The organism is Rhodoglobus sp. GW821-FHT12B09 (genome assembly GCF_058809925.1).
This window is the reverse complement of record NZ_JBXATB010000003.1, coordinates 160682-181775: the sequence shown is the minus strand read 5'-3', so window position 1 is coordinate 181775 and position 21094 is coordinate 160682. Positions and strand designations below refer to the sequence as shown.

Annotated in this window: 20 protein-coding genes and 2 pseudogenes; 15 read left to right on the top strand and 7 right to left on the bottom strand. The window is 63.9% G+C overall.

What is annotated here, in order from left to right; genetic code table 11:
- Window positions 1-98: 98 nt before the first annotated feature.
- The 11 genes and pseudogenes from AC1RTC_RS08015 to AC1RTC_RS07965 form a co-directional block, all read left to right on the top strand.
- On the top strand, window positions 99-431 hold the full coding sequence (locus AC1RTC_RS08015) for a cupin domain-containing protein (RefSeq protein ID WP_493154988.1): 333 nt from the start codon (window positions 99-101) through the stop codon (window positions 429-431).
- A 65-nt stretch (window positions 432-496) separates the two neighbouring features.
- Window positions 497-1289 (top strand): annotated as a pseudogene (locus AC1RTC_RS08010) (cation diffusion facilitator family transporter); the annotation flags it as partial.
- Between the two features lie 184 nt (window positions 1290-1473).
- Window positions 1474-2211, top strand: a complete 738-nt coding sequence (locus tag AC1RTC_RS08005; RefSeq protein ID WP_493154987.1) for an ABC transporter ATP-binding protein — start codon at window positions 1474-1476, stop codon at window positions 2209-2211.
- An 11-nt stretch (window positions 2212-2222) separates the two neighbouring features.
- Window positions 2223-3107: an ABC transporter permease gene (locus tag AC1RTC_RS08000; protein ID WP_493154986.1), complete on the top strand. Its 885-nt coding sequence runs from the start codon at window positions 2223-2225 to the stop codon at window positions 3105-3107.
- Window positions 3100-4071: an ABC transporter permease gene (locus AC1RTC_RS07995; protein WP_493154985.1), complete on the top strand. Its 972-nt coding sequence runs from the start codon at window positions 3100-3102 to the stop codon at window positions 4069-4071. The genes AC1RTC_RS08000 and AC1RTC_RS07995 overlap by 8 nt, the downstream gene beginning before the upstream one ends.
- Window positions 4068-4634: a hypothetical protein gene (locus AC1RTC_RS07990; RefSeq protein ID WP_493154984.1), complete on the top strand. Its 567-nt coding sequence runs from the start codon at window positions 4068-4070 to the stop codon at window positions 4632-4634. The genes AC1RTC_RS07995 and AC1RTC_RS07990 overlap by 4 nt, the downstream gene beginning before the upstream one ends.
- Before the next feature lie 21 nt (window positions 4635-4655).
- Window positions 4656-5336 carry a response regulator transcription factor gene (locus AC1RTC_RS07985; RefSeq protein WP_493154983.1) on the top strand — a complete coding sequence of 227 codons (681 nt, stop codon included), beginning with the start codon at window positions 4656-4658 and terminating at the stop codon, window positions 5334-5336.
- Window positions 5333-6274 (top strand): sensor histidine kinase, encoded by a 942-nt coding sequence (locus AC1RTC_RS07980; protein WP_493154982.1) that lies wholly within the window; start codon window positions 5333-5335, stop codon window positions 6272-6274. Before AC1RTC_RS07985 ends, AC1RTC_RS07980 begins: the two co-directional genes overlap by 4 nt.
- A 201-nt stretch (window positions 6275-6475) precedes the next feature.
- Entirely contained in the window at window positions 6476-6796 is a 321-nt protein-coding gene (locus tag AC1RTC_RS07975) for a hypothetical protein (protein ID WP_493154981.1), read from the top strand.
- A 53-nt stretch (window positions 6797-6849) separates the two neighbouring features.
- Window positions 6850-9387, top strand: coding sequence for a CDP-glycerol glycerophosphotransferase family protein (locus AC1RTC_RS07970; protein WP_493154980.1), 2538 nt, complete (start codon window positions 6850-6852; stop codon window positions 9385-9387).
- A gap of 58 nt (window positions 9388-9445) precedes the next feature.
- Window positions 9446-10057, top strand: a pseudogene (locus AC1RTC_RS07965) (HAD-IC family P-type ATPase); the annotation flags it as partial.
- Between the two features lie 32 nt (window positions 10058-10089).
- Here the strand turns inward: AC1RTC_RS07965 and AC1RTC_RS07960 are convergent.
- The 7 genes from AC1RTC_RS07960 to AC1RTC_RS07930 all read right to left on the bottom strand — a co-directional run bounded on the left by AC1RTC_RS07960 (window position 10090) and on the right by AC1RTC_RS07930 (window position 17410).
- Window positions 10090-11883, bottom strand: a complete 1794-nt coding sequence (locus tag AC1RTC_RS07960; RefSeq protein ID WP_493154979.1) for a glycosyltransferase family 39 protein — start codon at window positions 11881-11883, stop codon at window positions 10090-10092.
- Window positions 11880-13115: a bifunctional glycosyltransferase family 2/GtrA family protein gene (locus AC1RTC_RS07955; protein WP_493154978.1), complete on the bottom strand. Its 1236-nt coding sequence runs from the start codon at window positions 13113-13115 to the stop codon at window positions 11880-11882. The genes AC1RTC_RS07960 and AC1RTC_RS07955 overlap by 4 nt, the downstream gene beginning before the upstream one ends.
- A 67-nt stretch (window positions 13116-13182) precedes the next feature.
- The gene (locus tag AC1RTC_RS07950; protein ID WP_493154977.1) at window positions 13183-13920 is read right to left on the bottom strand and encodes an ABC transporter permease; all 738 of its coding nucleotides are present in this window, start codon (window positions 13918-13920) and stop codon (window positions 13183-13185) included.
- A 10-nt stretch (window positions 13921-13930) separates the two neighbouring features.
- Window positions 13931-14383 (bottom strand): GtrA family protein, encoded by a 453-nt coding sequence (locus AC1RTC_RS07945; RefSeq protein ID WP_493154976.1) that lies wholly within the window; start codon window positions 14381-14383, stop codon window positions 13931-13933.
- Window positions 14376-15128, bottom strand: a complete 753-nt coding sequence (locus AC1RTC_RS07940) for a polyprenol monophosphomannose synthase (protein ID WP_493154975.1) — start codon at window positions 15126-15128, stop codon at window positions 14376-14378. Before AC1RTC_RS07940 ends, AC1RTC_RS07945 begins: the two co-directional genes overlap by 8 nt.
- A 2-nt stretch (window positions 15129-15130) precedes the next feature.
- Window positions 15131-16585 (bottom strand): glycosyltransferase family 39 protein, encoded by a 1455-nt coding sequence (locus AC1RTC_RS07935; protein WP_493154974.1) that lies wholly within the window; start codon window positions 16583-16585, stop codon window positions 15131-15133.
- Window positions 16586-16687: 102 nt separating this feature from the next.
- On the bottom strand, window positions 16688-17410 hold the full coding sequence (locus AC1RTC_RS07930; RefSeq protein WP_493154973.1) for a COG4705 family protein: 723 nt from the start codon (window positions 17408-17410) through the stop codon (window positions 16688-16690).
- Between the two features lie 126 nt (window positions 17411-17536).
- Between AC1RTC_RS07930 and AC1RTC_RS07925 the strand changes: the two genes are divergently transcribed.
- Genes AC1RTC_RS07925 through AC1RTC_RS07910 form a run of 4 tightly spaced genes read left to right on the top strand, consistent with a single transcriptional unit; the run spans window position 17537 to window position 21093 of the window.
- Window positions 17537-18184 carry a phosphatase PAP2 family protein gene (locus tag AC1RTC_RS07925; protein WP_493154971.1) on the top strand — a complete coding sequence of 216 codons (648 nt, stop codon included), beginning with the start codon at window positions 17537-17539 and terminating at the stop codon, window positions 18182-18184.
- A gap of 29 nt (window positions 18185-18213) precedes the next feature.
- Complete coding sequence (locus tag AC1RTC_RS07920) at window positions 18214-19032, top strand: COG4705 family protein (RefSeq protein ID WP_493154970.1); 819 nt, start codon at window positions 18214-18216, stop codon at window positions 19030-19032.
- Between the two features lie 34 nt (window positions 19033-19066).
- Entirely contained in the window at window positions 19067-19747 is a 681-nt protein-coding gene (locus tag AC1RTC_RS07915) for a response regulator transcription factor (RefSeq protein WP_493154969.1), read from the top strand.
- The gene (locus AC1RTC_RS07910) at window positions 19744-21093 is read left to right on the top strand and encodes a sensor histidine kinase (RefSeq protein WP_493154968.1); all 1350 of its coding nucleotides are present in this window, start codon (window positions 19744-19746) and stop codon (window positions 21091-21093) included. The genes AC1RTC_RS07915 and AC1RTC_RS07910 overlap by 4 nt, the downstream gene beginning before the upstream one ends.
- The last annotated feature ends 1 nt before the right edge of the window (window position 21094 follow it).

Below are 21094 nucleotides of genomic sequence, written 5' to 3'. Positions count from 1 at the left end.
TGACTATACCCCCTAGGGGTATAAGTTGGCTGTGGATAGATACATTCCGCGCGGATTCGGTAGAACGATCCAGATCGCCGACGAGGAGACATGCACATATGCAAAAGACATCACTAACCGCCCTCGCCCGGGAAGAGCTGGCCCAGGCGCTGACCGTGCCGAGCGGTCGTAGCGCGCGAACGGTGTTCGGCGGTCATGAGCACCACCTACACCAGACGGTGATGGCGATGCGTGCCGGTGAGGTCCAGTCAGAGCATGAGAGCCCGGGAGAAGCGACCATCCACGTGCTCCACGGGCGCGTGCTGCTCAGCGCGGGCGACGACAGCTGGAGCGGATGGGTGGGCGATCTCCTCGCTATACCGGAGAGCCGACACTCATTGACAGCGGTTGAAGACTGCGCGTTCCTGCTGAGCGTTGTGAAGGATCTCTAGGCGCCCCGGCAGCGGCACGCGTGGTTGCGGCACCGCGCCACCAGGTGCGGTCCGCTTGAGCAGAAAGCCTTGCGCTGCTAATAGACGCAGCCCACATGCGTCGTTGACGCCGGCGGGCTATTGCTGGCGCTAGTCGCCGCGAATTTGACCACCCGAGCTGCGACGTCTAAGCGCACCTGGGGATTTGCCCGCGCCGAGGTACTCGCGGCAACCGTTCAAGCTGCCGTGCTCCTCGCAGTCGGGATCTTTGTGTTCGTCGAGGGTGTCCAGCGCCTCATCAACCCGCCTGAGATCGCTTCAGGGGAGTTGATCATCTTCGGCATCATCGGGCTCCTCGGAAACATCGCCTCAATCGTGGTGCTCGCCGGTGGCCGAAATTCCAACTTCAACCTGCGAGCCGCCTTCCTCGAGGTCGTCAACGACGCCCTCGGCTCGGTCGCTGTGATCGTCGCAGTCATCATCATCGCGACTACAGGTTGGACAAGAGCGGATGATGCTGCCGCGATGCTCATCGGGGTGCTGATCCTCCCGCGAACCTTCACCCTTCTGCGCGAGACGATCGACGTACTCCTCGAATCCACCCCGCGCGATCTCGACCTGGATTCCGTGCGAAGCCACATCCTGGAACTGCCGCATGTGCGGGCCGTTCACGACCTTCACGCGACGCAGATAGCCACTGGTCTGCCAATCCTCACGGCCCACGTCGTCGTCGATGACGAGTGCTTCTACGACGGGCGCGCCCCGCAAATGGTCGACGACCTTCAAAAGTGTGTAGCGGAACACTTCGCCGTCTCTATCGAGCACTCAACCTTCCAGCTTGAGCGCGCCGAGCACAGTGAGCACGAACACGAGACTCACCAGCGAGCTGAATTCTGCGGCACGGGTGCACCAGCGTGCCGGATGCGAGGTCAGGTGAGCTTGCGGCCACTTGAGCACATTGTGCCAACACCCCTCGAGCGCCCGGATCGACTCGCGTAGTGCCTCTGACCGTACCTCAGGGCTCTCATCGTGCTCTCACGGTGCCCTGAATACGGTCGGCACTATGACGAACTCAGCAATCGCGACGGACAACCTGTCGAAGTCCTACGGATCCACGCTGGCCCTCCACGCACTCTCGCTGGAGGTCGCGGCGGGCGAGGTCTTCGGCCTGCTCGGCCACAACGGCGCCGGCAAGACGACCACGGTCAATGTGCTCACTACTCTGCTCGAGCCCACCTACGGCAATGCCGCGGTGGCGGGCCATAGCGTCACCGCGGATGCCATGGGCGTGCGGCGGTCGATCGGATACCTCCCCGAGAACGTGCAGTTCTACGACAACCTCACGCTCATGGAGAACCTGCGCTTCTTCGCCGAGCTGTCGGGCCTGCGCCGCCCCGAGCAGCGCATCCGCGATGTGCTGCGCATCCTCGACTTCGAGGGGCACGACCGGCAGAGGCTGGGCACCTTCAGCAAGGGGATGCGTCAGCGCGTGGGAATCGCGCAGGCGATCCTGCATGCGCCGTCGGTGCTGTTCTTGGACGAGCCGACCTCGGGCCTTGACCCGGAAGGTGTGCGCACCCTTCGCGAGACGATCGTGCGCCTGAACTCCGAGTTCGGCATGACGATCTTCATGAATACGCACTTGCTGTCCGAGGTCACCAAGACGTGCACGAGCATCGGGATACTCCGGGGCGGCACCCTCGTCCATCACGACACGCTGGCTAAGACCCTCGCCGACTTCCCGGGCGAGGATTCTCTGGAGGAGATCTACTTCCAGCTTGAATCGGAGCCGGTCTCGTGAATACGTTCCTGGTGAGCGCTCGGCACGAGATGCTCAACACGCGTCGTGCTCGAACCGCCCACATCCTCTTGATCGTGTTTGTCGGGATGGTGATCGCCTCGTCTGTGATTGGTTGGGTCACGAACCAGACCGTCACCGGGGTGTATGAGAAGGTCGTGGCCGACGGTCTGACCACAGCACCGAATCCGTTCGCCGGCATGACGCCGCTGTACTACGCCCGTAATGCAGTGATCTACGTTCTGCTCATCGGGTCCCTCATGGCGATCGTGCTCGGGGTGCAGGCCACGCTGCGCGACCGCAAGGCCGCCACCGTCGACCTGGTGCTCAGTCGACCGGTCGCGACCCCTGCGCGGCTGCTGGGGCAGCTCGCCGGGCTCGCGGTGGTGCTCGCGGCCGTGATCGGACTCAGCTTCTCGGTGAGCTGGTTGATCATCAGTATCATCAACGGGGCGCCGCTCGGCTGGGATGACACGGGCCGCCTCATCGCCTTCGGCCTGCTGTCCTGGGTTCTCCTGACCACATTCGCCCTTCTCGGGATGCTCACCGGTCTGCGAAGCAAGCAGGAGACCACCGCGTTGCTGGTGCCATTCGTGATCTGGAGTGCGGTCGCTTTCGTGCTCCCGCAGATCGGCACCGCGGCCCGCCCGGTCGCCCTACTTAATCCCGTACCAGCGGTGGCATCGACGGGCGGCTACTTCGACGTGGTGTCCGCCTTCACCGGTCCCCTGTCGTTGACCGAGCAGTTCAAGCGGGCGTCCAGCATCATCCTGCAGGACCCGAACGTCACGGGCGAGGCGACGTCGAGCATCCTCATCCTTCTCGCCTTTCTCGTCGTCATGACGGTCGTCGTCGTGGTGACTCCGCGCAATCGAATGAGGAGTGGTCTTAATGAGTAGCACCTGGGTCATCGCCAGCAAGGAGCTGCTCGACCTGCGCCGGGATCGCCTCTTCGCCGTACTCATTGGATTCCTCGCGATCGCGACGCTGATCTCAGTGGGCGTCGCGGCGGCGGCCTTCCGTACCGAGCTGGATGCCTACAACCTCTATGTTCAGCAGCTCGCCGCTAGTGGCAGCACGACTGCGCCCGCGGCTCCGCAGCTGTTCCCGCTACAGCTGCTGCGAGGCGGGGTGGAGTACCTCGAGATCCTCGGCGCGCTGTTCGCGATCGTTCTCGGATACGGCACGGTCGCCAAGGAGAAGTACCGGGGCACTCTGCAGTTGCTTCTCAGTCGGCCGGTCGGCCGGTTCGCGATCCCGGCCGGCAAGGTGCTCGGCCTCGCTATCGTGTGGCTCGTCGTGGTCGCAGTGCTGACAGTGCTGACGACCCTCGCCATGCTCCTTATCGGCAACGCGCCCTTGCAGGGGATCGACCTTGCGAGGATCCTTATCGCCGCGGTCGTGGCGTGGGTGTATCTCGTTTTCTGGAGTTCCCTGGCGATCGGGATCACGGCCCTCTCACCCCGATTGAGCACGGGTCTGATCGTGTCCATCGTGGTCTGGTTGGCATTCGTGCTGATCATCCCGCAGATCGGCGACACCATGGATCCGGATAACCAAGTTCCAGGCGGACTGTTCGCCACCCTTCAAATCCAGAAGCCGGACGAGCTGAAGGTACTGGCGAACTTCGCGGCCTTCGACGGGATCCGCAATGGCCTGGAAGTCTCCTCGATCACCAAGCACTTCGAGCGACTGTCGTTCGCCTTCCTGGGCATCAAGGACAAGTACAACCAGCAACCCCTCGCCTTCATCTGGGCTGACATGTGGGGCTACGCCATCACACTCGCGGTCGCGACCCTCGCCTCCGTGACCTTCGCCGTCGGGACCACTACCCGACGCAATTTGCAAAGGAAGATCTCATGAAATTACGACTGCTCGTTCCCGTCGCCCTCGTGGCGTCCCTCTCAGTGGTCGCGCTGACCGGCTGCCAAGTATCGAGCCCGACTCCGGCCAGTTCATCCGCGGCCGCCGGCTCGACGACTACGGCGGTTCTCCCGGTGAATTCGAACCCGATCGTCAACGCGAGCACCGCACCGGGACTCACGATCGTGTCCGCGGCGGCCGAAGACAATGTAGACCCCGTCACGAAAGCGGCGATCGACGACCGGCTCCAAGTGACACTGAAGAACGACACCACAAGTGAGCTGTCTACCTTCGAGATCTACTACGTCATGAAGGACGTGAAGACGGGCCAGAGTGAGGCGTACTACCAAGCATTGACCGGGTTCACGCTCGCGGCAGGTGCGACGAGTACGCTGTCGTTCGACGGTGAGACGGGTCCTGGCCACTTCCCCGAGAACACCTTCAGCATCTACCGCAGCTCCAAGAATCAGGTGGACTTCACCATCGAGGTCAGCGCCGCCGGAGTCCAGGTGGCCAACGCCACGGCGACGAAGGGATCAGGAGCAGGAGATGCAGCAGACTGACCCGGGCCACCAGGTCTCCCTATGAAACTGCTTGTCGTCGAGGACGACGTCCGCATCGCGGACGTCGTCCGACGAACGCTCTCTGAAGCCGGCTACGCGGTCGATGTTGTCCACACCGCTCCCGCCGGGGTCGAGGCATTCGAGATCGAGACCTATGATCTTGTGGTACTTGACCTGATGCTTCCCGGGCTGCCGCGAGGGGGCATGGATGTGTGTGCCCGCATTCGCGAACTCAACCGCGACATCCCGGTGCTCATGCTCACTGCGCTGGACTCCACTCGCAAACGCGTGGAGGGGCTGGATGCGGGAGCCGACGACTACCTCGTCAAACCGTTCCACCTCGTTGAACTCGTCGCTCGCGTTCGCGCCCTGCTTCGGCGAGCCCCGCGGGCGCACGCGCCCATCCTGACCGCACAGGGAGTGGCCCTCGACCCTGCAACCCGCACCGCAACGCGCAACGGACGCACCATCGTGTTGACCGCGAAGGAGTTCGCTGTGCTGGAATACCTCATGCGAAATCCCGGTCAAATCATCAGCGCCTCGGAGCTGATCACCCACGCCTGGGACAGCAACTACGAGGGGTACAGCAACGTGGTGCAGACATACATCAGATATCTCCGGCAGAAGCTGACCCTGCCCGGCGAGATCGAGATCATCGAGACCCGCCGCGGCGCTGGCTACGTGATCGCCGCCGACCGATGATCTTCCGCCGAGCCATCGTCCGGCTCACCCTGACCTACACCATCGTGCAGCTGCTGCTTTTCGGAGCGTTCGCACTAGGCATCTACGCCTTTGTGACCGGAACCTTCGACTTCGACGTCCCCGAACTCGATGGTGAAGCTTTCATCGCCAGCGCCGAGCAAGGTTTTGCGCTGCTGCGAAACGGACTTTTAGTGGGATATGCGGCACTCGTCGTGGTGCTGCCTGTATCGAGCTACCTCATGGCTCGCAGTGCTCTGGCGCCGGTGCGACGCAGCTACGAGTTGCAACAACGCTTCGTCGACGGAGCCTCACACGAGTTCCGCAGTCCATTGAGCGTCATTCAAGGCGAACTTGAGCTCGCCCTCTCGCGATCACGAACGCCGGCCCAATATCGTGCAGCAATGGCAGCTGCCCTGGAATCTGCTGAAGGTTTGACTAGGTTGACCAACGACTTGCTCCTTCTCACGCGTGAGGACTCCGACGAGCTAGAAGCAACCTTCGAACCAATTTCCCTCAACGATCTCGCTCACAAGATCGCACGCAATCACGGAGCCGCCTCAAGAATCGTCGTTACCGGGTCTCGAAGCGTCCTCGTGCAAGGCTCTTCCGAGCTTCTCACCCGCGCACTCACCAATCTCGTCGACAATGCAGCCAAGTTCACCGATGCGTCCGGCAGCATCGACATCATCATTTCGGCCACCGGCCGTATTGCGTACATCCAAGTCACCGACAACGGAATCGGAATGACCGACGCCGAATCGGCGCACGCATTCGACCGCTTCTGGCGTGCCCAAGACGCGAGAGCAACACCCGGCTTCGGTTTAGGGCTGCCGCTGGTGAAACAGATCATTTCCGCCCACAGGGGCAAGGTGAGCATCGCCTCTGCGCCAAGATCCGGAACTACTGTCACCCTCACGCTCCCCGAGCTGCAGGCCTGAATCGACGTTCCCGACCGGTATGGCGTCGCTTTCACAGCACTCGCCAAATGTGGGCACTGAGCCCTGTCGAGCTTGCCTGAGCGCAAGCCGTGAACTGGACCCATTCGCCCGTCACTCTCACGCTCATCTCACGGTCACCTTTCTAGCGTTGAGCCAACGTCATGCACTTCGCATGGCGCAGCTACATGAAAGGACATGACCATGCAGAAGAAAGCAAAGGTCGCCGCAGGCTCCGCAGCTGCGCTCGCGATCCTCGTCGCTGGAGGGCTCGCGATTGCGCTGCCCGCCCAGGCGGCCCCTGTCGGCAAGTCCGTGTCGGTCGTCGAGCCCGTCGACGCCACCGACACCGACAACGTCCAGAACGAGGTCGAAGACGGCACCGCCGATGGCGAGACCGCCGACGACAACGGCGCAGCGGTCGAGGACGGCACGAACGACGGCGAGACCGCCGACGACACCGGAACCGAGGACACCAGCGACGACATCGGTGGCGTCGCTGTTGAAGACGGCACTCAGGACTAAGTAGGGCAGCGGGCCGGCCAGCAGTCGTTGGTCGGCCCGCAGTCTCACCTGTCATGACGATCAAGCCGCTGACGCGCATTTTGGCGCGCATCCGCAGGATCGCCCGGTTCGAAGTCCACGCTTACTGGCGCCGACACCAGATCCGAGCGAGCACCGTGCTCTACGAGTCCTTCGCCGGCAGCGGGATGCTGTGCAATCCCGAAGCCATCTTTCGCGAACTACTGAGTGCCCCCGACATGGCCCACCTTCGACACATCTGGGCGATCTCCCAACCGCGTCACAATCGTTCCGCGCAGTCAGAATTCGCCGCTGACCCCCGAGTGACCATCGTTCGATACGGATCGGCTGCGTATTTGAGGGCGCTTTCGACGAGCCAGTACCTCATTAACAACGCCACGTTCCCGGCCGACTTCGCCAAAAGGCCCGGGCAGCAATACATCAACACTTGGCACGGAACCCCTCTCAAGAAGATGGGATACGACATGCCAGGCGGCGCGAAAGAGGCCGCCAACGTCATCCGGAACTTCGTCGCAGCGGACTTCCTCATTTCCGCGAATCCAGTCATGACCGACATGTACTGGCGCGCATACCGCCTCAAGGGCATCTATCGAGGCACCATCATCGAGGAGGGGTATCCCCGCATCGATCGCCAGATGCTCGCCTCCGCGGCAATCAACATCGAGCGCGGGAAGCTGATCGAAGCGGGGCTGCCGATTGGCGACCGGAAAGTCATCCTCTACGCGCCAACGTGGAAAGGCGCCACCTTCGCCCGCCCTACAGATGATCTCGATGCGTTGGCCGACCACGTCGCCGAGCTCACCGGGCTGATCAACTCCGACGAGTACGTCGTGCTCCTCAAGACTCACCAGTCGATCTACTCACTGGGACGAGACCGCCCCGATGTGCGCGGTGCGCTCGTGCCGAACGACATTCCAACCAACGTGGTGCTCGGCCTGACCACGATCCTCGTCACCGATTACTCGAGCATCGCCTACGACTTTCTCGCGACCGGCAAGCCCGTTCTTTACTTCATCCCGGACTTCGACGAATATGACGGCTCCCGCGGGCTGTATGCCGATCCCAAGGACTGGCCCGGTCCGATCTGCACCTCAGTGCGGGATCTGGCGAACGCAGTCTCGAACGTTACCCCGACCTCCGTTGCCGACCAAGAACGCTATCGGGCGACGAGTCACACGGTGGTTCCATACGAGGACGGACACAGCACCCACAGAATCGTCGACATAGTCTTTCGAGGTATCCCTGACGGCGCCCGGATGCACAGGGGCACCGAGGACGGGCGGACCTCGATGCTGATCCACCTCGGTGGAATGCGATCGAACGGAATTACCTCCTCGGCGCTGAACCTTCTCACCTCGCTTGACCACGATCGGTTCGACGTGTCGGTCTTCTACCCCGCTTCCGCCTCCGCAGACTCTCTCCGAAACCAGCACGCGATCGATCCGCGGGTGCGTCAATTCCCTCGGGTGGGCGGCATGAACGGATCCAAAGCCGACCAGTTCGTGCGGTACATGGACTTTCGTCTCGGCCGCATCCGAAACCACAACCGGGACGCTCGGCGACAACAACTCTGGGATGACGAATGGACACGCTGCTTCGGATCTGACACTCGGTTCGACCACGTTATCGACTTCAGTGGGTACGGCCCGTTCTGGGCCGCTCTGCTTCTGCACGCGCCCGGGGCGGTGCGATCTATCTGGCTCCACAACGACCTCGCGGCTGACGCTCATCGCGTCGTTCGCCGCCGGAAACGCATGAGGCACAGCCTCACTCAGATTTTCAAGCTCTACGACGAGTACGACCATCTCGTCTCCGTCTCGGCCGAACTATCCGAGATCAACCGCCAATCTCTCGGCGCGTACGGCCCCGCTGCAAAGTTCACATCGGCACCAAATACCATCGACTCAACGCAAATCGAATGGAACGCGAGGCAATCCATCGATGGTCCGGCGGCCGACTTTCTTGCCCGACCGATGATGACGACCTTCGTGAACGTGGGCCGACTATCGCCGGAGAAAAACCACGCGCGACTCATTCGGGCGTTCGCCCAAGTGCATGCCCGCGACCCTGCGACCCAGTTGCTCATCGTCGGCGATGGGCCACTCACCAGTGACCTCCGCGACCTCGCCGATAGGCTGCGGCTCGGCGGCTCAGTTCTCCTCTGCGGCCACTCCGAAAACCCCTTCGCCCTCATGGCCGCAGCAGACTGCTTCGTGCTCTCGAGCGACTACGAAGGTCAGCCGATGGTCCTCCTCGAGGCGCAGATCATCGGGACGCCAATCGTTAGCGTGGATTTCAAGTCAGTTGGAGGTGCGCTGGCACCGGGCGCCGGCCTGGTGGTTCAGCAGTCTGACGATGCCCTCGCCGCAGGGATGGAGTCCTTTCTTGCCGGGAAGGTACCAACGGCGAGATTTGACCCCAGCCGGTACCAATCCGAAGCAGTGAAGGCGTTTCTTGCGGCGATCAAGGCCGGCAGCAATGCGCCCTCCGACGGAGCTCCACGTGGACAAAAGAATGCGCTAGCAGGTGCCGATGAGGTCGATCCCGATCGACGGCTGGAGACCTCACCTTGAAGCCTCTCGCCGATCGCCAATCTGACATCCACCGAGTTTCTCGGCCCATCACCACAGACGGCTCGGCATCCGTGATGAATTGAAGCCCGAGGCAGTCGAAACGGTCAAGCAGCTCGCCGCCGCGGGCATCGGCACCGTCATGCTCACGGGAGACAACGAGCGCACCGCTCGCGCGCTTGCCGCGCAGGCGGGCATCACGGACGTACGGGCTCAATTGCTTCCCGCTGACAAGGCGGCAGCAATTGAGTCGTTCGTTGCGATTCAGAGCACAGCAATGGTTGGCGACGGAATCAACGACGCGCCCGCCCTCGCAGCCGCGGACGTAGGTATCGCCATGGGTGTCACCGGCTCCGACGCGGCCCTCGAGTCCGCGTCCGTCGCATTCACCGGCAACGACCTTCGACTACTCACCACCGCACTTCTGCATGCGCGCCGCGGCCGACGGACCATGACAGGCAACATTGTTCTGTCTCTCGGCATCATCATCGTGCTGTTCCCGTTGGCCCTCCTCGGCGTGCTGGGGCTCGCGGGTGTTGTACTCGTGCATGAGATCGCGGAGCTGGTGGTCATCCTCAACGGCGTGAGAGCTGCGCGCCGGCCGAAGTCGATCCCGGCCGCTGTCGCTCGCGCCGCGGAAGTGACTCCGCCCATCGTCGAGGTGTCGCTCTGACAACGACCCGGAGTGCATCGCCCTGGGGTTTCTCACAGCGAGATCAGTGCTGTCGGGCCCTGTGTCGCATTCGCGGCAGACGGCGCGACAGCGAGGTCGTAGACGTCGATCCCGCCGATATTCACTCGCGCGAAGTTTGCCTTTACCCATCTGACAATCAACGCGGATTGGGAGGAGCCGCCCGTGGAGCTCGGCAGAAGGTAGTGAATCGCGTGTGCCCCGACCAGTGCTTGGAAGGCCTCGAGTGTTGGTGCGGGATCGCTCCTCTTGAAGCCGCCCAGCGGCATGACTGGATGGCCCGTGGCGAGCTGCAGGTCGGCTGCGAGCGACGATCCCACGGCGGCGGCAACCCAACGGTAGGACGCGGCGTCCTTTGACAGAGCCGCTGCGGCAGAAGCCGAGATCCCGTTGGCGCTCTTCTTGCTGGGCCCCGATGCTGGCCCGGCGATCGGACCGGATCCTGTGTGCGAGGCCGTAGTGGTCTGGATCGAGTAGGCGAGTTGGCCCGACGTAAGGCTGGCGAGGGCGGTAGTTGCAGCTAGCGCCGCGATGAACCGTCCCCGCGGTGGGAGGGTGAGCAGGACCGACGCCATCACGGCAAGCAAGAGCGTGACCCAGTCGAGCCCGCCGAGAACCGGGTAGCGGCGGAGGATGGCGAATGCCCATCCGGCTGAACCTGTGACGATAACCGCGAGGGCAACGCGGGCGCGTAAGTCGCGGCGCTCCTGCCAGAGAAGCGTCGCACCCATGGCGACGAGAGCCGCGATGCTCGGGACCATTGCGACGACGTAGTAGCCGTGAAAGATTCCCGACATGAAGCTAAGGGCGAGCGTCGTTGCGACGAGTGTGCCACTGAAGAGCAGAATTATCGCTCGGGGAAGGTCTGAGCGACTCGCCCGACCTACGAGCATGAGCGCGATCGCAAGCAGGACGATGGCTGCGGGTAGAAGCCAGCCAATCTGGCCGGCCAGGTAGCCGCTGAGGAGTCGATCGATTCCAGCGGAGCTCGACGATGATGAGCCGTTGCCGTACCCGTTGCCGGTGATCCTGCCTATGCCGTTGTATCCGAGCACGACGTCGAGAAAGTTGTTGGACTGCGATCCGCCGACGAACGGGCGAGAGGTCGCGGGTACTAAGAGGATGAGGGCGACCCACCAACCCGCCGACACGATGAGGGCACCTAGTGCAACCAGGAGGTGGCCGATCCGTCGCCGGAGGCTGGTCGAGGCGAAGACGAGGTACATGATGACCAGCGCGGGAAGGACGAGAAACGCCTGCAGCTCCTTGGTGAGGAAGCCCACGCCCACGGCCGTCCCCGCGAGGGCCATCCACTTCGCACTCGGACGCTCGATCCCGCGCACGGTGAAGTAGATGGCTGAAGTCAGCAGCAGCACGAGGAGCGCGTCTGGGTTGTTGTACCGGAACATGAGAGCGGCTACTGGGGTCACCGCCGCGAGCACACCAGCAAGGAGCGCCGTCGCTGCCGGGAATCCGCGACGCACGCTCGCGTAGAGCACCGCGACAGTTGCGACTCCCATCAGGGCTTGTGGCAGCAGGATCGACGCGGCATTCAACCCGAACAGGCGGATCGAAAGCGCGATGGGCCAGAGCGCTGCGGGCGGCTTGTCGATGGTGATGGTGTTGCCGGGGTCGGAGGATCCGTAAAGGAACGCCGTCCAGTCCAAAGAGCCGGCTTGTGCGGCGCCCGAGTAGTAGGAGTTGGCCCAGCCGTTCACGGCGGGGTTCACGAGATAAAGCAGTGCGGTGAGCCCGAGCAGTGCGCCGAGCGCGAGCTTCTCGCCGTGCCGACTGATCCAGATGCTCATCTGCCGAGAACCCTGTCGCGCGACATCTCATCGCGTGGCGTGAGGGAGAGAATCGCGGGAACCGCGCGGTTGCGGAACACCCACACCCGCAGGAGGACAAACCGCACGGCCGTGCCGAGCAGATTAGCGCCCGTCAGAACGACCAGCTCGAGCTGAGGGGACGCGGCCGGCATGACAGCATGCAGCGATCCGAGCGCGCCGGCTGTGATCGCCCATGCGATCGCGAACACCACGAGGCCTTGCACGTGGTGACGTGCCGCGCCGGGGCGGCCCCTCACCCCGAACGTGAATCGGCGATTTGCCCAGGTGTTGGCGACTGCTGTGCTGAGCAGGGCGACGAAGTTCGCGACTTGAGCGGGCATGACAGTCTGAAGCAGAAGGTAGAGCAGCGCGTACGCGACGGTGGATGCTCCACCCACGAGCGCGAACCGCACCACTTGGCTCAGAAAGCTCTGCTTCGGGCGCTCGAACGGATGCCGGCCGATCTCCGCGTAGAGCGTCTCGACGGGAATCGTCCCGTCGGCCAGTGATCGTGCGATACGCGCCAGCCCTTTGAGGTCAGCAATAGCGGTGGTGACGACGTCGACGCTGGAGTTCTCATCATCAATCCAATCCACGGGTACTTCATGGATGCGCAGACCTGACCGCTCGGCGATGACGAGCAGCTCGGTATCGAAGAACCATCCGGTGTCTTGCACCAATGGCAGCAGGCGCTCGGCCACGTCGCGGCGCATCGCTTTGAAACCGCATTGGGCGTCGGTGATCGAGACCCCCATGCCGTACTTGAGTATGGCGTTGTAGGACCGGGAGATGAACTCTCGCTTGGCACCGCGCACTACTCGCGAAGTCGGAGTGAGGCGCGTTCCGATCGCGAGGTCGGAGTGGCCCGAGACAAGCGGAGCGATAAGCGGAGCGAGAGCGCGCAAGTCGGTCGAGAGATCGGCGTCCACGTAGGCGACGATCTCGGCGTCGGAGGCCAGCCAGGCAGTCTTGAGTGCGCGTCCTCTACCCGGTTCGCGAACGCTGAGCAGCGTGACTTCCGGGAACTCGAGGGCGAGCCCTTGGGCAATCAGAGGCGTGGCATCCGTGCTGCCGTTGTCGGCAATGGTGATGCGCCATGGTTTCCGCAGAAGTTCGGAGAGCGTGGCATGGAGTTCGCGTACGCTCGCTGCGAGCCCCAGTTCCTCGTTGTGCACGGGGATGACGACATCGAGCTGGAGTTCACTGGCCATGGAGTGACTCTTGCGATTGCGGCTCCGACGCAGCCCCGGAATCGGGCCCCGCACGGTGAGACTCTTCTCAGGAGATCGTCTCGTCGAGCGGGCGCTCCGCCACCGAGCTACCCAGGCGAGTAAGGGTCACGCTCGTGAGCACGCCGGCGGCGAGGATGCAGGCGAGCACGACGACCTGGAACCGTCCGGCCTCGAGCGGGGAGGCGCCCGCGAAGATGGCGCCGACGAAAGCGCCGGGCAGCACCACGATTCCCGTGGTCCGGGTCTGGTCGATGGACGGCAGCAGTGCAGTGTGGATGGCGCGGCGACCGAGGTCGAGTGTCGATTGGCGCGGGGTAGCGCCGAGGGCGAGCCAGCCCTCGACCTCGTCCCAGTGGTCGAGCACTGAGGTGCGGAACACGCGCTGAGTCAGGATCGCGATGGTCATTGTGTTGCCGATGACGATGCCGCCGATCGCGAGCACGTAGCGCGGTGAGAACTCGATGGCTCCGGTGAGGAAGACGATGGTCATGGCGATGAGCGGGCCGAGCAGCATGGATGCCGCCAGTGGCAGACACGGGGACCGCGATCGTCGGGCAGCCGTACCCACTGCCGCTACGAACATGACGGCGAGCCCGACACCCACCCAGAGCGGATCCTTCAGGATGCCCGTGAGCACGAGGCTCAGCGCGCCGAGCTGCAGTACGGCCCGACCAAGGGCGAGCAGGGCAGCGCGAGGCTGGGCAATGCGGAAGCCCGTGAGACCGATTGTCGCGATGGCCGCGAGCAGCAGAAGTGCCACTGCCGTTCCGATCCACAGGGCCATACCGATGACCCTAAGTGACGACTACCGCGTCAGTCGCCGGGGCGAGTCTCGTTGTGGGGTGGCGGTACAGCCAGGCTCGCACCGCAACGAACCTGAATGCTGAACCCAGGGCGAGCCCCAGGACGTTAGCTGAGAGGTTGTCGTCCAGCGGCGTGGTGAATCCGAAGACGTAGTGGGTGAGGCCGAGACATCCGAGCGAGATCGCGCTGCCCGCGAGGCTGATTATGAGGAAGGCGAGAGCTTCACGCCCGGCATGCGACCCGCGTCGATCGCGGAACGCCCACCACCGATTGCCCGCCCAGTTGGCGCCGATCGCGGCGAGAACGGAGATCGACTTCGCGACGAGCGGCGCCTGTGAAAGGGCCGTGAGCAGCAGGAGGTTGAACAGGCCGACGTCGATCAGGAAGCCGAGGCCCCCGACGAGCCCGAATCGAAGCAGATCCCGCAGCAGTCGCCTATACACGGGTCAGGTGCCTCGCGGGTACGGATGCTCGATGGTCGAACATCGCCCGGATGCCCCATATCGTGACTCGCGCCATGGCTTCGAGCACGATCATCCCGCGCATCTTGGAGACGCCCCAGCGACGCTCAGTGAAGGTGATCGGTACTTCGGCGATGCGAAGGCCCGCGCGGTTGGCGCGCCAGAGCATCTCGATCTGGAAGCAATAGCCCTGGCTCGTGACGTTCCCGAGCCCGATCGCCTCCAGCGCGCCGGTGCGGAATGCCCGGTACCCGCCCGTCACGTCGCGCTGGTGCAGCCCGAGAAGGATTCGTGCGTAGAAGCTGCCGCCGCGCGAGAGCAGCTCGCGCGAACGCGGCCAGTCGACGACCCTGCCGCCGAACACCCAGCGCGAGCCGAGCACCATGTCGTGCGTGTCGAGCGCATCGAGCAGGCGGTGAAGCTCCTCGGGGTGGTGCGAGCCGTCCGCGTCGCACTCGACCACCACGTCGTAGCCGGCGGTGATCGCCCAGGCGAAGGCCTCGAGGTAGGCGGCGCCGAGCCCGTTCTTAGCCGCGCGGTGGAGCACGCGGACGCGCGGGTTGGCCCGCGCGAGACGGTCGGCGAGCTGTCCCGTTCCGTCGGGGGAGTTGTCATCAACGACGAGGATGTCGACCTCCGGTGCGCTCGCGCCGATCCGTGTGACCATCTCGACGAGGTTGTCCTTCTCGTTGTACGTCGGGAGAACGACGAGGGTGCGTTCGGGCATGGTCACTCCTTGATCAGGTGGTAGACGGTCGTGCGATGGATTAGGGTGCTCGAGTCGAGGCGGTAGCCCTGTGCTTCGAGCAGGGCAACGTCAGCGGGTAGTTCGTTCCCGTGGGCTAGCTCGACGGCCCACACGTCCGTCCCTGCGGGAGTGTCCGCGAGCGGGGCCACACGATCCCAGAGCCCGGATGTCTCGTCGAACGGTGTGACGAGCGCGATGTCACGCAGCCCCGTGAAGCTGTTTGGGTAGAGACGCAGTGCCAGGCGTGGGTCTCGCGACGGCTTGGTGGTCTGGTCGAAGATGACGGCGTCTCCGGGATGTGCGTTGGCCTGCACGTACTCGGCGACGAGCCGCCAGTCGCTTCCGCCATCCTTCGCCCACGGCGTGCGCTGGGCGAAGTACGTCGGAACGGCGAGTAGGACCACTGCGGCGACTAGGACCGCCGCCGCGGGCATCCGGAATCGCGCGACCGTCGCGACGCCCACCGCGATCAGAATCGCTGCGGCGGGAGTACTGAACGTCAAGTACCGCACGTTGTATATCGGGGAGAGGGTCGCGTTGCCGACGAGCAGCGCGGCGGTCGGCACCACCAACCATGCGAGCGCGAGAATGCCCAGCGGTCGACGGTTCCTGATCAGCACGACGAGGGCGACCACGATGAGCGTCCAGCACAGAACGGCCGGGGGCACGCTTCCGAACCATTGGTTGACGAGCACGTTCTCAGCAGTCGCATAGTGGCGTCGGGAGAGGAAGTCGATCTGCTCGCGCTGCGCGTATCCGAGCCGAACCATGGGTGCCGCGAGCACGAGCGCCAGGATCGCGGACTTCACCCAGTGCCGAACGACGTCCCGCCCAGCAAGGAGCAGGTAGGCCCCGTGCACCACAAGGAGCAGGCCGAGGTGCAGGAACAGGTAGACGCTGCCCGCCATGGCGACGCCGTAGACGATCCACCATCGTGAGGCCGAACGTCGACGGATCAACGTTACGAGCAGCACCGTCAACCAGACCGCGGCGGCCGCCCCCATGGCGTATGACCTCGCCTCGGTTGCCATGAACGTCGTTCGCGGTAGCACGATCGCGACGACGCCGGCGATGACGGCGAGTCGCGAATCTCCGAAGTGCCGCACGAGAACGACCGTGCCCGTGACCATGAGCCCGGCGGCGATCGCGCTCGGGAGTCTGGTCGCAAGCTCGGAAGTTCCGAAGAAGGTCGTCCACAGCTTCAAGAAGACGTAGTAGACCCCGTGGACGGCGTCGATCGTTGAGAGTTCGGCGGCAAGGCTCGGCCAACTGCGCGACGCGGACATCACACTCGCGGCCTCGTCGCCCCAGTACGACGGATTCCAGGAGCCGAGGAAGCCGACGATGCCGCCGACCACACCCAACAGAAGTGCGGGTCGGATGCGCGTGCCCCGCGCCGCCGACGGACGGGTTGGGGGTGCCGTTAGGACTGTCATCCGGTTCCCTCCGGCCATTCGACTCTCGAGCAGCTGGTATGCACCCTTCACGGTCAACATCGGAGAACCACCCGCTGAGAACGGTGGCGGGTGAGAAGGCTCTCAGGAAGTAGACCGCCGCTGGACCCCAGTGATCAGGGCAGCAATCCCGGCTAGTCCGATCAGGCTCACTACCCCGGTGCCGACGCCCATCCCGCCGCGGCTACCGTCGACGGCGATCCAGTCCGCGAAGGAGGCGCCGAGCGGGCGGGTGAGCGCGTACGCAATCCAGAACGTTGTGATCTCCGTGATTCGGAGGCTCGTCAGAGTTAGAGGGATGACGAAGAGCCCTGCGAAAATCAGGCCGGAGGCGAGGTAGCCGAGCCCGAGAGTAACCGCGGTTAGGTCACCAAAAGCCGTTCCGAGTGCGAAGGTCACCAGCACTGCGGACCAGTAGAAGATCTCGCGGCGGCGGGAGGTGATCGAATGGATGGAGATGGTTCGCTCGACCCGCCACCACAGGAGAAACACGACACCTAGGAGGATGGCGAACACCATTGTCGAAATGGCGTAGGGCACCTCGAGTGCGATGTGCATGACATCCGCGACCATCGTGCCGAACACGGCGACCATGAGCACGAAGAGCCAATACCGCCAGGTCGAGTACCTGCCGACTGAGATCTTCAGCAGAAAGCTTGCGACGAACACCGCCGCGGCGATGAGAACTACCGGCACCGGATCAAAAGTCTTCACGAGGAAGTCGGATGCGGTCTCGCCGGTTCCAGTGGTGAGCAGTTTGAGTATCCAAAACAGAGCAGTGACCTGAGGGACGCGATTGATGGGCACGGCACATGCTCGCAGTCCGAGATCTCTCAAACCCTGCCCGAGCGGGCCGATTCTGTGAGAAGACTTTCAGGAGCGGGCGCCGCCATCTCGCGTCACTGCACAGCTGCACTATCTAGCGTCGGCGGGATGACCCCCACCAGACCCCCCGCCGCTTTCCTAGGCGCCCTCGGCATCGTCATCGTGATAGTTGCGGGTCTAGTCATCGCGACGACAGGCCGCGACCTGCCGTTCGGGCTCGACCAGCCCTGGCACGACTTCCTCCTCAGTCAGAAAAACCCTGTCGCGTTCGCGGTGGCCCGCTTTCTCAACGTGGCGGGGGGCACGCTCTCCATGACGGTCGTCACCGCTGTTCTTACTGCTGGTCTTGCGATTCGACGACACTTCACTGCGGCCGTCTCGGTTGCCCTCACAGTAGCCGTCGCCTCCGGGCTGTCCTCGCTCATCAAGTTGGCCGTGGCCCGCCCGCGCCCCTCGGACGGGATCGTTCCGGCGGGGTCGACGTCATTCCCCTCTGGTCACACCACCACAGCGGCAGCGATCACGGTCGCCCTGGTGATCGCCTTCCCGTTTGTTTGGTCGAGGGTTCTGGCGGCGGTGTGGATCCCCCTCATGGCGGCCAGCCGCAACTACCTGCTAGTGCATTGGCTCTCCGACGTGCTCGCCGGCGCGGTGCTGGGGGCGTCTGTTGCTCTGCTCGTTACTGCGGCCGTGAGCGCCGTCAGGGCTCGCATCCTGAAAGAACCTTCACCGGATCGGGCCCCGATCACGGGCTGACAGTCAGCAGACCCCGGGAGCCTACGGGCATGACAAACGCCACTCTGCCCGATCACGTCCGCACCATCCTGTTCAACAGGGTGCCCGAGATCACCTTCGCCTTTTGGGTGATCAAGATCCTCTCCACCACTACCGGCGAGACATTCGCCGACTATCTCAATGTCGATGTCGGCCTGGGGCTCCAGATCACGAGCTACATCATGGGGGCGCTTCTTGTCGCGGCGCTCATCGCCCAGTTCGTGACCAAGCGCTACACGTCCGGTATCTACTGGACGGTCGTGGTGCTCATCAGCGTTGTCGGGACACTCATCACCGACAACCTGACCGATGTGATCGGTCTGCCGCTGTGGGCCAGCACGATCATTTTCAGTGTGCTCCTTGCGGTCACCTTCGGTATCTGGTTTTACCGGGAGCGGACGCTGTCGATCCACACCATCTTCACGCGCCGGCGGGAGGCGTTCTACTGGGTCGCGATCCTCTTCACCTTCGCGCTGGGCACCGCTTCCGGTGACCTCATCACCGAAGGCCTGGGGCTCGGCTACCTCGTCGGGGTCATCCTGTTCGCCTCTCTCATCGGTGTGATCGTCATCGCCCGGTTCGTCTTCCACGCCAACGTCGTCTTCTGCTTCTGGGCGGCATACATCCTCACCCGACCGCTCGGCGCCTCCATCGGCGACCTGTTGTCGCAGGCTCCCGCGGATGGCGGTCTAGGTATCGGTGCGACCGCAACCAGCGTCGTCTTTTTGATCGTCATTGTCGGAGTGGCCACCTACCTGGGAATCAAGGTGGGACGTCAGCGCAAGGCGGCAGCACTCGAGATGCCAGTGGGCGAAGCAGTCGCGGCGTAGCCGTAGTATCGCAACACAACGGAAGGTGGACCGCGTGGCCCTGCGCATCCTGGTAGTCGAGGACGAGCCCGAGATGGCAGCCCTCCTCGCCCGGGGACTGCGGGGAGAGGGCTACGCGGTCGACCTCGCCGACAACGGTATCGACGGCATCACTCTCGCTGGCGAGGATCCCTACGACATCGCTGTGCTCGACGTGATGCTTCCCGGCATGTCCGGCTTCGAGCTCTGCCGGCGCCTGCGCGAGCAGACCAACGGCATGGCCATCCTCTTGCTGACGGCACGGGATGCCGTCGAGGATCGCGTGCGCGGCCTGGACGCCGGGGCGGACGACTACCTGACGAAGCCTTTCGAGTTCGCCGAACTCGCGGCCCGACTGAGGGCGCTTCGTCGCCGGGACTCGATCGGCGCCTCCAAGCTCGATGTGGGCGGCCTGCACATCGACATGACCCGTCACGAGATCACCGCGGGCGGGAAGGAACTGCGGCTAAGCCGCACCGAGTTCGACCTGCTGCGCCTGCTGGCCGAGAACGCCACGCGAGTCATGCCCCGTGCCGAGATCATCGACACCATTTGGGGCTCGGTGTCGTACATCGACCCGAATATCGTCGACCAGTACATCAGCTATGTCCGTAAGAAGCTCGACACCGTGCAATCTCCCGTGAGCATCGTGACCGCGCGCGGCGTGGGTTTCCAGCTGATCGCGACAACGAAATGAATCTCTCCCGGCTCACCATCCGGGCACGCATCACCGGCGGCAGCCTCATCATCGCCATCCTGATCTCGATCGTTGCGGGGATCGTCATATTCACCCAAGTGCAGCGCATCGTCTACAACGGGCAAGTAAGGGTGCTCGAGAACGTCGAAGGCCCGTATCTCACTGCCCTGACCGCTGACGGCACCGACGAGGTTGACCCGCCGGGTGCGGACCAACTTGTCGCGGTCGTCAGCCCGGATGCCGGTGTGCAGGTCAATACGCTCCCGGACTCCCTCACCGCTCAGCTGGACACCCTCACCGACCGGCCAGACGCGACACGCAACGTCTTCGCCGGATCTGTGACCTTCCTCGTCCGAGTCACGAGTGTGGAGACTGACAACGGCGTCTGGAAGGTCGTCACTGCCAACCGCATTGACGTCGAGACCTCCGTGCTCAACCAGGTCGCATTCCTGCTCATCGCGAGCATCGCCGGCATCAACATCGCTTTCGGTGCGGCGACCTGGTTCATCGGAACTGCGGCACTGCGCCCGGTCGACCGCCTGAGGCGCAGCGCTGCCACGCTGGTATCCACTCCGGGCGACGAGATGCTGCCAGTGGGCCCCGCCCAGGACGAGATCTCCGAGCTGGCCAGCACCCTCAATGAACTCATCAGCCAACTGCGCACATCGGCCGAGCGCGAGCGGCAGATCGTCTCCGACGCCTCCCACGAGTTCCGCACTCCGCTCGCGATTATCCAGACTCAACTCGAACTCGCGCAGAGCCAGGCGGATACCCTTCCGAAGATGCAGGCTGACGTGCAGGCGGCTCAGCGCACGCTCGCACGACTGTCGGCCCTCGCCACCTCGATGCTCGAGCTTTCCCGCATCGATGCGCAGGCGACGCCTGGCTCCGCGACCGTCCTTGAGCTCGTCAACGAGCTGTCGGATGCCGCCGATCGGGGGAGGCAACGTGTGGGTGGGCGCGACATCCGGATCGAGTATTCGAGTGCACCCGGTGACGAACGCACCGTCGCAGTCAGCGGGGCCGACTTTGCACGCGTCTGCGACAACCTCGTCAACAACGCCCTCGCCGCAATGGGGGAGACGGGGCTCATCGAGCTCTCACTCGTCGCCCGCGACAGGGACGTTTTGCTCCGAGTCGCCGATACTGCCGGGGGAATGGAGGAAGGGTTCGTGCCCCTCGCATTCGACAGGTTCTCGAGGGCTGATCACGCGCGGACTGGAGGGGGAGCGGGCCTCGGCCTCTCCATCGTCGCCGGAATCGTGTCAGTTTCGGGCGGAGAGATTGCCCTCGACAACCGTCCGGGCGACGGACTTACGGTCGATGTGTACATTCCCCTAGCGTGAG

Excerpts from the sequence above, each read along its gene's own strand:
- AC1RTC_RS08015 (WP_493154988.1), top strand. The coding sequence starts at position 99 with ATGCAAAAGACATCACTAACCGCCCTCGCCCGGGAAGAGCTGGCCCAG.
- AC1RTC_RS08005 (WP_493154987.1), top strand. The coding sequence starts at position 1,474 with ATGACGAACTCAGCAATCGCGACGGACAACCTGTCGAAGTCCTACGGA.
- AC1RTC_RS07995 (WP_493154985.1), top strand. The coding sequence starts at position 3,100 with ATGAGTAGCACCTGGGTCATCGCCAGCAAGGAGCTGCTCGACCTGCGC.
- AC1RTC_RS07990 (WP_493154984.1), top strand. The coding sequence starts at position 4,068 with ATGAAATTACGACTGCTCGTTCCCGTCGCCCTCGTGGCGTCCCTCTCA.
- AC1RTC_RS07985 (WP_493154983.1), top strand. The coding sequence starts at position 4,656 with ATGAAACTGCTTGTCGTCGAGGACGACGTCCGCATCGCGGACGTCGTC.
- AC1RTC_RS07980 (WP_493154982.1), top strand. The coding sequence starts at position 5,333 with ATGATCTTCCGCCGAGCCATCGTCCGGCTCACCCTGACCTACACCATC.
- AC1RTC_RS07975 (WP_493154981.1), top strand. The coding sequence starts at position 6,476 with ATGCAGAAGAAAGCAAAGGTCGCCGCAGGCTCCGCAGCTGCGCTCGCG.
- AC1RTC_RS07970 (WP_493154980.1), top strand. The coding sequence starts at position 6,850 with ATGACGATCAAGCCGCTGACGCGCATTTTGGCGCGCATCCGCAGGATC.
- AC1RTC_RS07960 (WP_493154979.1), bottom strand. The coding sequence starts at position 11,883 with ATGAGCATCTGGATCAGTCGGCACGGCGAGAAGCTCGCGCTCGGCGCA.
- AC1RTC_RS07955 (WP_493154978.1), bottom strand. The coding sequence starts at position 13,115 with ATGGCCAGTGAACTCCAGCTCGATGTCGTCATCCCCGTGCACAACGAG.
- AC1RTC_RS07950 (WP_493154977.1), bottom strand. The coding sequence starts at position 13,920 with ATGGCCCTGTGGATCGGAACGGCAGTGGCACTTCTGCTGCTCGCGGCC.
- AC1RTC_RS07940 (WP_493154975.1), bottom strand. The coding sequence starts at position 15,128 with ATGCCCGAACGCACCCTCGTCGTTCTCCCGACGTACAACGAGAAGGAC.
- AC1RTC_RS07935 (WP_493154974.1), bottom strand. The coding sequence starts at position 16,585 with ATGACAGTCCTAACGGCACCCCCAACCCGTCCGTCGGCGGCGCGGGGC.
- AC1RTC_RS07925 (WP_493154971.1), top strand. The coding sequence starts at position 17,537 with ATGACCCCCACCAGACCCCCCGCCGCTTTCCTAGGCGCCCTCGGCATC.
- AC1RTC_RS07920 (WP_493154970.1), top strand. The coding sequence starts at position 18,214 with ATGACAAACGCCACTCTGCCCGATCACGTCCGCACCATCCTGTTCAAC.
- AC1RTC_RS07910 (WP_493154968.1), top strand. The coding sequence starts at position 19,744 with ATGAATCTCTCCCGGCTCACCATCCGGGCACGCATCACCGGCGGCAGC.